Origin of the sequence: Enterococcus sp. AZ063 (genome assembly GCF_051715045.1) — a bacterium.
Classification (GTDB): Bacteria; Bacillota; Bacilli; order Lactobacillales; family Enterococcaceae; genus Enterococcus_D; species Enterococcus_D casseliflavus.
Window position 1 is genome coordinate 1,748,309 of record NZ_JBIOTA010000001.1, and the last position, 15,544, is coordinate 1,763,852.

The window sequence follows — 15,544 nt, forward strand, 5'->3', positions numbered from 1 at the left end:
GAGTAGGAGAGGAATGAAAAGATGAATACTTTTTTTGAAACGTTGAATGAGCGAAAAGGGGAATTGCTGACAGCTGTCTTTGAACATTTGTCATTGTCGATCATTGCGCTGCTCGTGGCGATCGTTATTGCTGTTCCTTTAGCTATTTGGCTGGTTAATCATAAACGGGCAGCGGAAGTCGGCCTACAAATAACGAGTGTGTTACAGACGATTCCATCACTGGCACTGTTAGGTTTATTGATTCCATTCGTGGGGATCGGAACACCGCCTGCGTTGATCGCACTAGTTATTTATGCGTTATTGCCGATCTTTCAAAATACCTATATTGGCCTTTCGGAGATCGATCCATCAATCGAAGAAGCTGCTGCGGCATTTGGTATGTCTCGGATGCGCCGATTGATCAAAGTCGAATTGCCGATTGCTTTGCCTGTCATAATTTCTGGGATTCGCACGGCGCTGGTCTTGATCATCGGAACAGCGACCTTAGCCGCTTTGATTGGCGCTGGCGGGTTAGGTTCCTTTATTTTGTTAGGGATCGATCGAAATGCACCTGAGTTAACGTTGATTGGTGCGATCGGGTCTGCCTTGTTGGCGATTGTTTTCAGTACCCTGATCCGTTACCTGCAACATTTAAAACCGCGCTATACCTTGATCACGTTGGCAGCAATCATCTTGCTGATTGGTGGGGTTTCCTTCTCACAAAGTGGATTTTTTGCTCCCAAAACTATTACGATCGCAGGGAAACTAGGGTCTGAACCAGATATCTTGATCAACATGTACAAAGAATTGATTGAACAAGAAGACCCTGATGCCCAAGTTGAACTAGAGCCAAATTTTGGAAAAACCTCTTTCTTATTCAGCGCATTGGACAATGGTCAAGTTGATATATATCCAGAGTTTACTGGTACCGTGTTGGAGAGCTTAGTTGAGGTACCAGAAGAGCTTGCGAGTCAAAAACTTGACTCCGACGAAACCTATACCGAAGCAGTCAATCTATTGAAGGATCAGTTTGAGATGACCTTGCTTCAGCCGATGGCGTATCAAAATACCTATGCGTTGGCTGTGAAAAAAGAATTTGCTGAGGAAAATGGACTAACCACGATCTCTGATTTGAAGAAAATCGAAAATCAAATCAAAGCTGGCTTCACCCTTGAATTCATTGATCGGACGGACGGATATGCGGGGATTCAAGAACTTTATGGGCTAGATTTTCCAAGTGTCCAAAGTATGGAACCAGCATTGCGTTACCAAGCCATCAATAATGGTGATATCAATCTACTGGATGCCTATTCCACGGACAGTGAATTGCGTCAATATGGCTTAGTTATTCTAGAAGACGATCAGGAACTATTTCCACCTTATCAAGGAGCGCCTTTGATGAAAGAAGCCTTTGCCAAGGAACATCCAGAAGTCGTCCGTGCATTGGAAAAGTTGGCAGGGAAAATCACCGAAGAACAAATGAGTGAAATGAATTATCAGGTCAATGTCGAAGGAAAAAATCCAGCAGAAGTCGCACGTACCTTCCTGATAGATGAAGGATTAATTAAGGAGGGACAAGAATGACACCAATTATTGAATTTAAAAACGTCAGTAAAAAGTTTGATCAAAAACTAGTGATCGATCAATTAGATCTGAATATCAATAAAGGAGAAATCTTTGTTTTGGTCGGTCCTTCTGGGAGTGGGAAAACGACGACTTTGAAGATGATCAACGCGTTGTCAGAACCGACAGATGGTAATATTTACTTCAAAGAAAAACGCATCAAAGAATACAATATTCAAAAGATGCGTTGGCAAATGGGGTATGTTCTACAACAAATCGCTCTGTTTCCGACGATGGATGTCAAACAAAATATCGAAGTAATCCCAGAGATGTTAGGGTGGTCAAAAAAAGATCGCTCAGAAGCCGTGGATCGTTTGCTGACACAGGTCAAACTTGACCCAGAGCAGTACCGTCATCGAATGCCGAAAGAATTGTCTGGTGGAGAACAGCAACGGATCGGGATCTTGCGCGCGTTAGCTGCCAATCCCGAAATCATTCTGATGGACGAACCCTTTAGTGCCCTTGATCCAATTTCTCGTAATTCTTTACAGGAGCTAGTCCTCGATCTGCACAAAGAGCTTGGGACGACGATTATTTTTGTCACGCATAACATGAAAGAAGCGGTAAAACTAGGGACGCGCATCGCTGTGATGAATCAAGGGAAGATCGTTCAATGCGATACACCAGAAGTCATCGTTTCACAACCGAAGACCGCTTTTGTGAAAAGCTTCTTTGAAGAAACCGGGGAAGATGAAGCAAAACTGGTCACAGCAGGAGATTTGATACGGATGAACTTTTTCAGCAATGATATCAATCAAGCTGACCCGAAAATTGCAGCATCTACGCCATTAAATGAGTTGTATACTTTATTTTCGAGTCATGAGACGGTGGTGATCGAAGAAAATCAACAAGTGATAGGGAGTCTACGTCGAAAAGATGTGTTTGCTTTCTTGAGTCGTGATCGAACGTAAAAGGTTCTTTATGGCCACTAGAAATGTCATATTTTTTTAAAAATCGATGATTTCTCTTGCTCAAAGCAAAAATTCCACGTAAGATTGAGGAAGATATCTTTTGTCAAAATGGCAGAACAAGCTTTCGCTGATGACAAAAGATGCAGTAAAGGAGCGAAAGAGCAGCTATGGTAAAAATTCTCAAAGAAAATTGGTTACTGCTTTTCTTTATCGTCGCCGTGGTTCTCATCCGTCTGTTTGTCCTGACCCCTGTTCAAGTCAGTGGCCATTCTATGGACCCGACGTTGGCAGATAAACAGCGTTTGATTGCATCAAAAATCTCCTCCTATGACCGACAAGACATCGTGATATGTGTTGAACCAGATGATCCAAGTAAAATCGCTGTCAAGCGGTTGATTGGTTTACCCGGTGATACCATCGAGATGAAAGATGATGTCCTAACGATCAATGGAGAAGTATATGAAGAACCCTATTTAGATGAGTTTAAAGAGAAATTTGCAAACGATCAATTACAAGACGAATATTCTTATCGCGAAATGTTTCAGCAAATCGCCGCTGGTGCGGAACAGTTTACGGAAGATTTCTCAGTAACGGTGCCTGAAGGCAGTTATTTTGTGATGGGAGACAATCGTTTGATCTCTAGAGACAGTCGCAGTTTCGGGGTTGTAACGGAAGATCAAATGGAAGGGAAAGTGCTGCTGCGCTTTTGGCCATTGAATCAAATCAAACTATTTTAATCAAAAGAAAAAACATTCTTGCCAATGCAGCGAAAACGCCGCAACTGGCAAGAATGTTTTTTTAGATGACCCAAGCGACAAATGCAACCATTGAAAAGAACATTGTCCAAACCGCAATAATAGCTGATGCAATAAAAATAATTTTGATTGATAAAGGTTGGACAAATTTTCGGGCATCTTTAGAGAACGCATAGGTGATCGATGAAAAAATCAAGCAGCATAAAATAAAAAACACTGTTAGAACCATAAGCCTCTCCTTTACTGACGCAACGTCAAATGAATAATGTAATTATAACAGACCATGGTTTTTTGGGGAAATAAAAATGATTAAACGAGGGAATTTTTTTGTGGTTGTAATCGTTTTATAGGGAAATGTAAGAAAGGTCAAACCTTGATAGACAGCGAATCTATAAAAATAAGATGTGTTATTTAAGTATTTTTATAAATTTTTCTTTATGAATAAAAGAACAAAAGAAAAAAGCTTGTTGAAAAACGCTGGTTTCAACAAGCTTTTAAAGGTCGTTTATGATAATTTTTTAATCCGATAACTTTCAAAATAATCAGGTTTGCCTCGACCTTGCACATATGCGATCACGCCCATCAAGGCAGCACCAATCGTGTTGGTCAGTAAATCGCCCATCGTATCCATCAATGCTTCACGACCGATAAATGGGGTGCCATCTAAGGTTGCATAACGTTGGAGGTTCATTCCACCAACGGAATCGCAGATAAACTCCCAAAACTCCCAGAAGATACCACACAAGCCAGCAAAAGCAAAGCCCATCAGTAGGAATAACCAGGGAGAGACGTTTGAAACTTTGACTTCTTTCAACAGCAGACAGATCAACCCATAGCCGACAGCCGTCAAGACCATCGGGCTTACCGCATGCAGAATTTTATCCCAGAAAGCAATGGTTTCGATCAAATGTAAGATCGTCCCCATAAATACAGAGATCAGCAAGAAAAACCAATAAAAGTAGACGGTGGCATTTGGTAGCTGGATTTTCAAGAACTTTTTACTCATTTCTGGGACAAAGATCAATAAAATCCCAAGCAAGGCTTGGGCGAGGAAAATCAATCCTTGTGTTTGCGGATAGACCCCACGGAAAAATTCCCACAAAGAAAAACAAAACACGAGAATACCGAAAATAGTGAATACCTTTTGCAGTCGCTGATAATTTTGCCCCATTTAATTGTCCTCCGAAAGATAGTCGGCTAAGCCAGCTAAAAGGGCTGCTTCAGAGGAATAAATTTCCCCGTTTAGCTTGATCAAACCCACCGTATAAAGATTGACATAATGGAACTGATTTTCCGCAACGGTTTGTAATGCTGCCAGCTTTTGCTGATTGTCGGCACCTTGTTGGCGACTATCCGTATAAAGCCCTAAAACAGGAATGCCTTTTGCATAAGCGACACCGATCTCAGAGGCAACCCCAGCATCGATGGTCAAACCATCTAGCAATGCGATCATCAAATCACTTTCCAGCACTTTTTCGGTATCTGCCAAAGCGATCATTTTGCTATCCGCATAGGCGGATTTATCATTGATCGCGGCATTTTCTTGAGGTAAATAAATCTCCAGCTGCGGATACTGCTGACGAATCGACGCAACGAGTTCGGCGTTGTAGCGCAGGTCACTAGCAGCAAACAGGGGAGCAGCAAAATATAGTTTCATTCAAAAACACTCCTTAATCATTCATAGTTGTACGTTTTGTTGATTCGTTGTTTAGAAATAATCACTGAAATAGGCTTCCATATCAGGGATGATCGATTCCAGTAATGCCAGTGTTTCTGAATCGGTATTTAGCCGTTCCACACGCTCTAAGTAAGCCGGACGGCGGTAATTCATCAACAGACACGACAATGTCTGAATATCCAGTTGGACCGCTTTTCCGATAGCTTCTCTTGAAACCACGATCTCCCCGTGATTGTATTGGACACCGAAGATCCCGTTGTTCCAATCGGCAACTGGGTCGGAAACAACAAAGTGAAAGGGTGTTTGGAAGGCTTCAAATGGGAAGTTTTTCAAAAACTGTTCAACATCGACGATCCGCGCCATGTAATAAGGCTCGATGGTTTCTTTGATTTGGCTATCGTCCAAGTAGAAGGACAGGGGTTCATTTGAATAAATGTCTCCTTTGACCCAATAAACCATTGAGAAATGGGCAGAGATAAAATTCCATAGACCATTGCGGGCTTCTTGATTCAAGTAGAACATTTCCTTTACATGGAAGACTTCTTCGGCTACCCAATAAAAAAGTACACCAGTCGGATGACCACTGGCATTGTAATAAACAGCCGCGGTGCGCTCTTCTTCATTTTCATAGCGCCAATACTCTTCCCAGTGAAAAGAGGTCCGCTGCAAGGCACCATGGTTGTCGCGGGAGAATTGGTTGTAGACAGTAAAGACATCAGGGTCATCCACTTCTTTGCGCTCTACGATCCCAGGGACTTCTTTGGTTTTCGGAAGCTGGGTATCACGAATTTTAAAGGTCAGCTTGTCGGACATAATCTCCCAGCCTTTGCGACGATAGTAGGGCACATTATAAGGATAAAGGTAGGAGATCCATTGCTGATCTTCCCGCATCGTTTCTAAGGCAAGCTTGATCAAGTCTTTCATCAGGCCATGGCCGGCATATTCAGGGTAAGTCCCAACACCGGTCACTCCGCCCATTTTGATCAATTTGCCGTGTATATTGACTTCACAAGGATAAACGGCGATTTGCGAGATCAACTTGTCTTCATTGAACCAGCCAAAGACCTTGGAAAGCTCTAAGATCGGGCGCTTGGATTTGATCATTTCCCGTTTGCTCTCATAGCCGCTTTCTTCAATATCCGATTCAGTGATCTGAAAAACGTAGCTTAACAGTTCGTTGAACTGATCAACGTCTTTTTCATCCACCGCTCGAATATGTAGATTTTGATGAAAATTATTGTCCATTCTTTCAACTCCAATTTATTTGCTAGCTCTAGTATAGCAAAACCTGAATGAATATGTCTAAATAACGGTTAAGAAAAATACTTTAACTATTGGCGTTTCGTTGGTATAATAGAAAAGCTGACTAAAAGAAATGAGGAACGTATCCATGAACATAGAAGAAATGAAAAAACGACAGGAGAAGATTCGTAATTTCTCCATTATCGCCCATATCGACCATGGGAAATCAACATTGGCGGACCGTATTTTGGAACAAACCCATACGGTGACGTCACGAGAAATGCAAAACCAACTATTAGACTCCATGGATCTTGAACGTGAACGAGGAATCACGATCAAATTAAATGCCGTTGAACTTAACTATACCGCCAAAGACGGCGAAACCTACATCTTCCATTTGATCGACACCCCAGGGCACGTCGATTTCACCTATGAAGTTTCCCGCAGTTTGGCTGCTTGTGAAGGCGCCGTGCTCGTCGTTGATGCAGCTCAAGGGATCGAAGCACAGACATTGGCAAACGTCTACTTGGCGTTAGACAATGATTTAGAGATCCTACCAGTCATTAATAAAATAGACTTGCCAGCTGCCGATCCTGAGCGAGTACGAACAGAGATCGAAGATGTGATCGGTATCGATGCCAGTGAAGCTGTTTTAGCAAGTGCCAAAGCAGGTATTGGGATCGAAGACATTTTGGAACAAATCGTTGAGTATGTCCCAGCTCCAGCAGGTGATATTGAAGCACCGCTAAAAGCGTTGATCTTTGACTCCGTGTACGATTCCTATCGTGGGGTGGTCTTAAACGTCCGCATCATGGACGGGATGGTCAAACCTGGAGATAAAATCAAAATGATGAGCAATGGCAAGACCTTTGATGTTACGGAAGTTGGTGTCTTTTCACCAAAAGCCATTCAACGAGATGCGTTGATGGTGGGCGATGTTGGGTATATCACTGCTGCCATCAAGACCGTTAAAGATACCCAAGTCGGGGATACGGTGACATTAGCCAACAATCCAGCAGAAGAAGCCTTAGCTGGTTATCGTCAAATGAATCCGATGGTTTATTGCGGATTGTACCCAATCGATACTTCACGCTACAACGACCTTCGAGAAGCATTGGAAAAATTACAATTGAATGACGCAGCATTGCAATTTGAACCAGAAACCTCTCAAGCGTTAGGATTTGGGTTCCGTTGCGGCTTCTTAGGCCTATTACACATGGATGTCGTGCAAGAACGGCTAGAACGTGAATTTAACCTTGAGTTGATTACGACTGCACCATCCGTAATCTATCATGTCAACAAGACAGATGGCTCAATGGTCGTCGTTGATAACCCAGCAGAGTTTCCTGAACCAGTCACGATCGACAACGTGCAAGAGCCTTACGTCAAAGCACAAATCATGGTCCCTAATGATTACGTCGGTGCTGTAATGGAATTGTCCCAACGCAAACGGGGAGACTTTGTCACGATGGATTACTTGGATGATTATCGAGTAAACGTCGTTTATGAGATCCCACTATCGGAAATCGTCTTTGATTTCTTTGATAAATTGAAATCCAGCACCAAAGGCTACGCATCACTGGATTACGAAATGTCTGGTTACCGAACTAGCAAGCTAGTGAAGATGGACATCTTGCTGAATACTGAAAAAGTCGATGCGTTAAGCTTTATCGTTCACCGTGACTTTGCGTATGAACGCGGCAAAGCCATCGTTGAAAAACTGAAAAAACTGATTCCACGACAACAATTTGAAGTACCGATCCAAGCAGCCATCGGACAAAAAATCGTTGCGCGTTCCGACATCAAAGCCTTGCGTAAAAACGTATTGGCGAAATGTTACGGCGGTGACGTTTCTCGAAAACGCAAACTCCTAGAGAAACAAAAAGAAGGGAAGAAGCGGATGAAACAAATCGGCTCCGTCGAAGTACCGCAAGAAGCCTTCATGGCAGTTCTGAAGATGGACGAGGATGAACCGAAGAAATAATCTGTTTTGACGGATACCAACAAGAGGAATAAAATGAAAGTACCTTCGAGAGAAGGTGCTTTTTTTGAATAAAAGGAAAAATCTAAAATGACCGAAGGAACATTCACTGGTTGTTTAGTAGATAGTTTCAATCGATTGATGCGTGGCTTTTGATGGATTGAAGATCGGAGATGATTTGCGCATGAAGGCGTTGTATTTTAATGAATTCGGTGATTCAACTGTTTTAACATATGGGGATTTGCCTGATCCCATCATTCATGAAAATGAGCTATTGATAGAAATGATGTATATTGGGTTGAATTTTGCAGATATTTATCGAAGAAAGGGCAGCTATCATATTGAATCCCGAGACCCTCTTATTAATGGCTATGAAGGGGTAGGGAGGATTATTCAAAAAGGAACATCTGTCTCCAAGTTTCAGCTAGGGGAAACGATTCTTTTTGTGGATGTTCCTTTTGCTAATGCAGAATTGGTGGCTGTTCCTGAGGAAAATGCCATCCGTATTCCATCAGATATACCACCTAAATTAGCAGCCAGTATTGGTCTGCAAGGGTTGACAGCTGATTTTTTAGCTCATGATCTTGGCAATAATGTGAATCATAGTAAGGTCTTCGTCCATGGGATAAGTGGTGGCGTCGGACAAATTTTATCGCAATTATTAACCGCAGATGGTCTAGAAGTTTATGGCGTCACTTCTACGGAAGAAAAGCGACAACTGGCTTTAGACCAAGGAGCAAAACAAGTCTTTTTAAGAAATACAGAATGGCAAGATACCTACACTTCTTTCTTTGATACCGTTTATGATGGCATTGGGCATACATTAGCCGAAAGTGTCGACTTGCTCAAAAATAGAGGGAAGGTTGTCTTTTTTGGCATGGCCGGCGGAAATCCTCCAGCGATCGACTTTATTCCCTTGCTATCTAAATCAAAAAGTATTTTGACAGGAGATCTGTGGGATTACTTGACGAGTTTTCAAGAGCGGGAGAGAAGAAGCACCCGATTGTTTGACTACTTTAGCAAGGATCAAATGAAAATCAGTCAACCAACCATTTTTTCATTAGCTGACGGAAAAGCTGCCCATGATTATTTAGAATCTGGAAAAAGTATCGGTAAAATTCTGCTGCAACCATAAGAAGGTAAAAAACTAGATGTTTTTATTGCAAACGATACACCGAATGTTTGATTTTTCACTAAGGAATTTTTTTATATAATCGATAGTTCTCTTATGATACATCTTTAAGGATAAAAATAAATGTAAAATGAATAGAATATTGCAAAAAAATTATAGTTTATATCTATTCAGTGAGAATAAGATAAAACTTTGTGATACACAGTACATTTAATTTGAAAATATTTAATTACAGCGGTAAGATAAATATATCAAATACTTAAGGAGTGATATCTATGACAAACTATGAAGAAAAGGAAGCAAAAGCATTGGTAAAGATTGCAGAGGTTCTTGATAAGTTAGATGAAAATTTAGCTGAATTAGACACACTAGATGCAGATGCAAAAAAACATAGTATGAAGAAATGGATCGTTGAGAAAAAAGCGATTCATAAAATCAAAAAGATCGCACACGAAGCCGGTAAGTATGAAAAGTACGATGAAAAAGCACTACAAAAAGAAATTGATGAAGTTGAGAAGTATATGTAATTGAAGAATAATAAGAAATTGTCACCATTATTCAGCAATTGAAATCTGAATTGATAAAAGCCAGATTTCAATTGAAGATTTAGAATTGACAATGATCTCAATAAGCCCATGCTCTTATGAGTGTGGGCTTATTTGTGTCAGTCACAAGAAGTAGCTCTCTGAGAATAGTTGCGTTAAAAAACATGGGCCAAAATTTACTAATTGAAGGAATATTTAAGAAGATGCCAAAATTATTTTTCTTATTTTTGAAACGGTCTCCGCAACAGAGTAATGGGAAATATCAATTTTTCTTGAACGCAATTCAGTATATTTTGGTAACCTATCCAGTGAACGCTGTAAATCAGATAGTGTTCGTTTCCCGGTGGTTATATCTCCTTCAAAGTTTTTCTGCAATTTTTCTGGCGAGGCAATTAATGAGAAGTGTTGCACGTCAATATCTTCCAATGCGATGCCGTTCAAGACTCGATCCACAATTTTTTGCTCATCCATAACCCAGCAAAAATAAATGACGTTGATCATAGAGTTATTGATAAAAGAGTTTAACAGAAAATGGCTATTGTTGATCACCATATCCTTAGTTTATTCATTGACGACAAACAGATTCATCATCCAGCACCAATCCCCGTCAAGGTAAACAGACTGCTTTGTTTGTTTGGATAGTTCTTCAGTTATAGTTGATTTACCAATTCCCATCGTACCACTGATCAATATAAGCTTTTTCATCAGACTACCGCCAGCTTTCATATAAAAAGTATTTTTTTCTCAATCCAAAAACGTGTTTAGATTTTTAACTGTGATCCAACCATTCTCTTTCCACAGCCCAATCTCTTCAGAGCAAGCTACTTTTTCACTCGGTTCCTCATGCAAAAACAATTGGATTTTCTGTCCGTACAGTAGTTTTCGAGTCAAAGCAAAGGTTGCTTCCACAAAGCCAGCTGCACCGATATAACCACAGATGCATTTTTTTCTTTGTTATACAAATAAAAAATCTCGGCTTTTTCTATGTCTTTATAAAAGTCTACGAATAAGGTTGGAAACTGAGTAGAAAGATCGTCCGTGGCTTTTGGATAATTGATCACCTGATGACCGTTTTCAGTAAGTGTATTCGTTAGCTCTTCAAAATCCTTTTGAAAAGCGATACTTCCAGAAATAATTATTTTTGACATGCTATGGCTCCTTGTCGTTTATTTACTTTATTATATCAGGATGAAGGTGCTAAGCGAGAGAAATTTTAGATAACTTGTATCGCCTATTTGGTGATGAGAAGGACAAAATTATTGATTGAGTTAAAGCAATTTGTCTATGAGAGACGGGTTTGCTTAAAAGAAGACGATTAAAACCATAATATGAAAAAAGTCTGTTTTTTTTGTTTTTTCATCGATTTTCTCTATTTTTTTGGGTAAGGTTTTCATTTATTCTATATTTGTAAACGATATCAGAGCGTTCAAATGAGAATTATTTGAATGAGGTTCTGTTAATTCTAAGAGAAAAGTAGATTGACTGTGAAGCTACGGATAGAATGTTAGATACGGTGCAGTAGTTGGATTTTCTGTAGAGTTAAAATAATGAAAGAAATAGATGAAACGGGTGATTACATGGAAACAACATTTTTCATTTCGAAAAATACTTCTGTCACGTCAAAACAGTTGGAAAATGAAGTGATTGGACATGCTTGCAAGATCTTGCAGCGTGACATTTTAACCGTTGTGACAGACACGAGGAAGGCAAATGAAATTGAATTGGTTTTACTTGATGAAAAAAATGAAAAGGATGATTTTCAGATACTTTTCGTATCGCCAGATAAAGTAAAAGTGTGTGCTGAAACACCGTTAGGATTAATGTATGGGGTTCTTGAAATCTCACATAAAATTTTAGATGTTCAACCCTTTTGGTATTTCATGGATATTCCTCCAATAAAAAAGCAATTTGTTGAATGGATAAATTTTGATTTAACATTGCCTGATTTTGCAACGGACTATCGGGGCTGGTTCGTTAACGATGAGTTGCTGCTTGATCAATGGGAAGATAATGGTTCAAATGAATATGTATGGGAACGGATTTATGAAACATTGTTACGTTTAGGCGGAAATGTCATCATCCCTGGAACAGATAAGAACAGTCATAGACATCGAGAAAGTGCGCAAGCGATGGGGTTGATCTATACACATCATCATGCCGAGCCACTAGGCGCTGAGATGTTTGCTAGAAGGTATCCTGGTTTGAAGGCTTCATACGAGGAACATTTTGAGTTGTTTCAGGAATTATGGAAAAAAGCCTTACACGAGCAAAAAGGTACCAAGGTTATCTACACACTTGGTTTTCGCGGACAAGGGGATTGTCCTTTTTGGGCAGAAGATCTCGATCGACAGTGGTCAGCAGCGGAAAAAGCAGCAGTGATCAACGAAATCGTCCATCTGCAATATCATATGGTTAAAGAAGTCGATCCTCATGCAGTATGTTCAATGAACATTTATGGTGAGATGACGGAATTATTTAATCTTGGCTTACTTGAGCTTCCAGATGATGTGATTGAGATTTGGGCGGATAATGGTTATGGCAAAATGGTTTCTCGTAGACAAGGGAATCACGATCCACGAGATGAGGTGTTAACAAACACACCAAAACCAAATCAATCAAGAGGAATCTATTATCACGTTGCCTTTCATGATTTACAAGCATCTAATTTCTTGACGATCTTGCCTAATAGCCCAGAATTTGTTTCTAGAGAGCTAATGGCGGTTAGAGAAGTCAAGATGGATAAGTTTGTCTTAGTCAATACAGGCAACATAAACCCGCATATTTTGTTCTTACAAGAAATAGCGAATTTCTGGCGAGCAGATTATCAGCTACGAACCAAGCAAGAGATAATTTCAGAACATGTAACACAATACTATCAAAATCAGCAAGAAGAGATCCAAGCTGTCTATGAAGCTTACTTTGAAGCGGTTATCCGCTATGGAACACATGAGGATCAAACCGCTGGGGACGAGTTTGCCTGTTATTTGATTCGAAAAATTATTCAATCATGGCTCAAGCAAGAAACAAAAATCCCGAGATTAGAATGGTTGACGGGTAGTCGGAAAATCAAGGAGCAAGTCACAGAAATTTTCTCTATGGTAGGAGAAAAGATAGCAGCCTGGGAGAATCTATTGCTGAGATGCCAGCAGATTACATTATCCCTTCAGGATAAACATGCGCAAAATGCTCGCTTTTTTAATGATATTTACCTCTCAGTAGCTGTTCAATGCAAAACATTAAAAGCACTGCTCCACTTGTTAGACGCTTATCAGATGCTTGATCGGGAAGAAATGGTCTTTGTATTTGCAAAAGTTTTCGATGCGTTAGAAGAAATCCACCAATTAATTCAAATATTGAAGGAAAATCCTAGTGATAAATGGTATGATTTTTATGAAAACGACGGCTATACTAATCTAACATTGACAAAAGAGATAATCAAGAGTCTGTTGTCTTACATTCGCATCATTGGCGATGGTCCAGATCAAGACCAGTGGGAGAGAAAATATATTATGGACTCCACTGAATCAAGAGTTATGTTGCTTTCAAATACTAAAAAAGCGTTGACGGATGAAAAGTTAGCAAGAAAAATCAGAGTAGCCTTAATGTATTGAAATAAGTACTTTTAAAGACACGAGTAGACATCCTTGCATTTTTTATTTATAAAGTTGCATTTTGTTTCTAGTTGCAAATAAAAACTATGACAACACAACAGTCAAAGTTATACTGCCCAAGTAATTCGAGAATAGAAATATAGGAATAAGTGACTAAGAGGAACAAAGAAACCTACTTTTTTTGGTGTGAGTATACGCTAAGCGAAGTAGGTTTTTCATAAAAAAGTTTTAAAAAAGGGCAGAGTTGAAACAAACTTCCATTCAAATGATTTTTAGAAAGGGCTTGCAATTGATTGTGTCTCCGGTTACAATCAATTTGTAATTATTGATTATTTATCAATATACAAAAAATTGTACATTCGTAAGGAGGAAATTGTGATGAAAAAAATAGTTATCGGCGGTCAAATCGATAAGGACGAGGTGAAAGCATTAGTCGAAACGTTTGGTGATGATCAGTTCGAGATTGTTATCAAAAGTGATTTAGATGCTGCGATGGCAGTCAAAAATAAACAAGCTGACTACTACATCGGGGCATGTAATACTGGTGGTGGGGGTGCTCTGGCAATGGCATTAGCTTTATTAGGCCATGATAACTGTGTAACTGTTTCTATGCCTGGAAAAGTGATGCCGGAATCTGAAATAAGAGAACATGTCAGTTCAGGAAAAAAAGCTTTTGGATTTACCGCTCAGCATAAAGAAGCAGTAGTACCTATCATTATGGACGAACTAAAAAAACAATAGATTATATAATTTGGGGGAAAAGAGATGGAATCGTCGAAAATTGTTGAATTAATTGCTATTGCACTTTTAGGGGGACTTTGTGCAGTGTTAGCAAATAAAGGAATCGCTGTTTTTAATGACGGATTAAGGCCAATCATTCCGGAATTTTTAGAAGGTAAAATTGGTAAGAAAGAAATTGCAGCGACAAGTTTTGCTTTAAGTTTTGGATTAGTCATTGGATTTGGCATTCCTGTTTCAATAGGTGCATCTATTCTATTAGTCCATAGTGTATTATTAATGACAGATATTATCGGATCTTGGGCACCGGAAGGCAAAATCGGAGTTATTGTTGCTGCTAGTGTAGGAGCTATTTATGGTGTTGGATTAGTTATTGGACTCCAAGCGGTTGTTGATCTCTTTGCAATGATGCCGGTGAACTTTATGGACTCACTTTCGCAAGTAGGTGCTCCTGTAGTTATTGGTTTTAGTATTTTTCCAGCGATTGCAATCGCTAGTCAACATGGATTCAAAAAAGGTGTGATTTCATTCAGCGCTACGCTTTTAACATTGTTTGTTGTAAAACGTTTTGGTACATTTGATTTAGGAAATGGCGCAACATTAACACTTAGTGCAGAAGGAATGTCCTTACTTGTTGGGATGCTCTTCATGATTGTTTATGCCATTCAAGTGAAAAGCGATGGTAGTAACTCAAATGAGAGCCTTGTAAGTGTATTTTTAGAACGTGTGAATCGTATTAAGAAGAACTGGTTATGGTTATCCGTTACAGGGGGCTTAGTGGCGGCATCAACAAGTTTGATGATTATTGCAGGTGATCCTATTTCATTAAATTTGCTTTCAGAAGGAAAAATGAGTGAAGCTGCATTAGCTGCTTTTGCTCGTGGAATTGGCTTCATTCCCTTAGTTTTTTCAACTGCAATCGTTACAGGTGTGTATAGCCCAGCTGGCACGACTTTTGTATTTGTCGCAGGAATCTTATTGAATGGTAATCCTCTTGTTGCTTTTCTAGTGGGCGCACTGCTAATGTTTGTTGAAGTACAATTGTTGACCTTAATGGCAAAAGCCCTTGACAAATTTCCAGGCATACGCGAAATGGGTGAACATATTCGTACAGCTATGAATAAAGTATTAGAAGTTGCTCTTTTAATTGGGGGAGCGATGGCATCTGAGCAAATTGCACCAGGAATAGGTTTTTTCTGGGTCATCGGTTTGATGCTTTTGAATAGAAAAGCGAAAAAACCAGTCGTAGAATTAGCCGTGGGTCCTATTGCTGCAATCAGTTTAGGCGTTATTGTCAACATTTTGTATTTATTGGGATTATTCGCACCAATAGTTGCAAACTAGGAGGA

The 15,544-nt window shown here is 39.8% G+C and carries 16 protein-coding genes; 9 read left to right on the forward strand and 7 right to left on the reverse strand.

The genetic code is table 11. The features are described from left to right. Positions 1 to 21: 21 nt before the first annotated feature. The 3 genes from IGK61_RS08005 (at position 22) to lepB (ending at position 3,250) form a co-directional block, all read left to right on the forward strand. Positions 22 to 1,563: an ABC transporter permease/substrate-binding protein gene (locus IGK61_RS08005; protein WP_074535934.1), complete on the forward strand. Its 1,542-nt coding sequence runs from the start codon at positions 22 to 24 to the stop codon at positions 1,561 to 1,563. After that, a complete protein-coding gene (locus IGK61_RS08010; RefSeq protein ID WP_438844785.1) occupies positions 1,560 to 2,513 on the forward strand; it encodes an ABC transporter ATP-binding protein in 954 nt (317 codons plus the stop codon). Before IGK61_RS08005 ends, IGK61_RS08010 begins: the two co-directional genes overlap by 4 nt. Positions 2,514 to 2,680: 167 nt before the next feature. Next, on the forward strand, positions 2,681 to 3,250 hold the full coding sequence (lepB, locus tag IGK61_RS08015) for a signal peptidase I (RefSeq protein WP_074535930.1): 570 nt from the start codon (positions 2,681 to 2,683) through the stop codon (positions 3,248 to 3,250). Positions 3,251 to 3,311: 61 nt separating this feature from the next. Here lepB and IGK61_RS08020 read toward each other — a convergent pair whose 3' ends face one another. The 4 genes from IGK61_RS08020 to IGK61_RS08035 form a co-directional block, all read right to left on the reverse strand. Beyond that, complete coding sequence (locus tag IGK61_RS08020) at positions 3,312 to 3,497, reverse strand: hypothetical protein (RefSeq protein ID WP_005226019.1); 186 nt, start codon at positions 3,495 to 3,497, stop codon at positions 3,312 to 3,314. 276 nt (positions 3,498 to 3,773) lie between these two features. Then, the gene (locus tag IGK61_RS08025; RefSeq protein ID WP_005226020.1) at positions 3,774 to 4,439 is read right to left on the reverse strand and encodes a hypothetical protein; all 666 of its coding nucleotides are present in this window, start codon (positions 4,437 to 4,439) and stop codon (positions 3,774 to 3,776) included. Continuing rightward, a complete protein-coding gene (locus IGK61_RS08030; protein ID WP_010748216.1) occupies positions 4,440 to 4,925 on the reverse strand; it encodes a nucleoside 2-deoxyribosyltransferase in 486 nt (161 codons plus the stop codon). Between the two features lie 51 nt (positions 4,926 to 4,976). Further along, complete coding sequence (locus IGK61_RS08035; RefSeq protein ID WP_008380051.1) at positions 4,977 to 6,191, reverse strand: GNAT family N-acetyltransferase; 1,215 nt, start codon at positions 6,189 to 6,191, stop codon at positions 4,977 to 4,979. Between the two features lie 145 nt (positions 6,192 to 6,336). Here IGK61_RS08035 and lepA point away from each other — a divergent pair, with 145 nt between their 5' ends. The 3 genes from lepA (at position 6,337) to IGK61_RS08050 (ending at position 9,828) form a co-directional block, all read left to right on the forward strand. Next, entirely contained in the window at positions 6,337 to 8,172 is a 1,836-nt protein-coding gene (lepA, locus tag IGK61_RS08040; RefSeq protein WP_074535928.1) for a translation elongation factor 4, read from the forward strand. A 181-nt stretch (positions 8,173 to 8,353) separates the two neighbouring features. Beyond that, on the forward strand, positions 8,354 to 9,304 hold the full coding sequence (locus IGK61_RS08045) for a zinc-binding dehydrogenase (RefSeq protein ID WP_074535926.1): 951 nt from the start codon (positions 8,354 to 8,356) through the stop codon (positions 9,302 to 9,304). A gap of 272 nt (positions 9,305 to 9,576) precedes the next feature. Next, positions 9,577 to 9,828, forward strand: a complete 252-nt coding sequence (locus IGK61_RS08050) for a hypothetical protein (protein ID WP_074535924.1) — start codon at positions 9,577 to 9,579, stop codon at positions 9,826 to 9,828. A gap of 213 nt (positions 9,829 to 10,041) precedes the next feature. Here IGK61_RS08050 and IGK61_RS08055 read toward each other — a convergent pair whose 3' ends face one another. From IGK61_RS08055 to IGK61_RS08065, 3 genes are all read right to left on the reverse strand, one after another. After that, complete coding sequence (locus IGK61_RS08055; protein WP_438844786.1) at positions 10,042 to 10,287, reverse strand: hypothetical protein; 246 nt, start codon at positions 10,285 to 10,287, stop codon at positions 10,042 to 10,044. A 120-nt stretch (positions 10,288 to 10,407) separates the two neighbouring features. Next, entirely contained in the window at positions 10,408 to 10,551 is a 144-nt protein-coding gene (locus IGK61_RS08060) for an AAA family ATPase (RefSeq protein WP_228094995.1), read from the reverse strand. 182 nt (positions 10,552 to 10,733) lie between these two features. Then, positions 10,734 to 10,994, reverse strand: coding sequence for a hypothetical protein (locus tag IGK61_RS08065; RefSeq protein WP_438844787.1), 261 nt, complete (start codon positions 10,992 to 10,994; stop codon positions 10,734 to 10,736). A 429-nt stretch (positions 10,995 to 11,423) separates the two neighbouring features. Between IGK61_RS08065 and IGK61_RS08070 the strand changes: the two genes are divergently transcribed. The 3 genes from IGK61_RS08070 to IGK61_RS08080 all read left to right on the forward strand — a co-directional run bounded on the left by IGK61_RS08070 (position 11,424) and on the right by IGK61_RS08080 (position 15,539). Further along, entirely contained in the window at positions 11,424 to 13,457 is a 2,034-nt protein-coding gene (locus IGK61_RS08070; RefSeq protein WP_074535988.1) for a glycosyl hydrolase 115 family protein, read from the forward strand. A 378-nt stretch (positions 13,458 to 13,835) separates the two neighbouring features. Next, entirely contained in the window at positions 13,836 to 14,198 is a 363-nt protein-coding gene (locus IGK61_RS08075; protein WP_074535920.1) for a DUF2620 domain-containing protein, read from the forward strand. 24 nt (positions 14,199 to 14,222) lie between these two features. Continuing rightward, entirely contained in the window at positions 14,223 to 15,539 is a 1,317-nt protein-coding gene (locus tag IGK61_RS08080; RefSeq protein ID WP_074535919.1) for a YhfT family protein, read from the forward strand. Positions 15,540 to 15,544 lie beyond the last annotated feature (5 nt).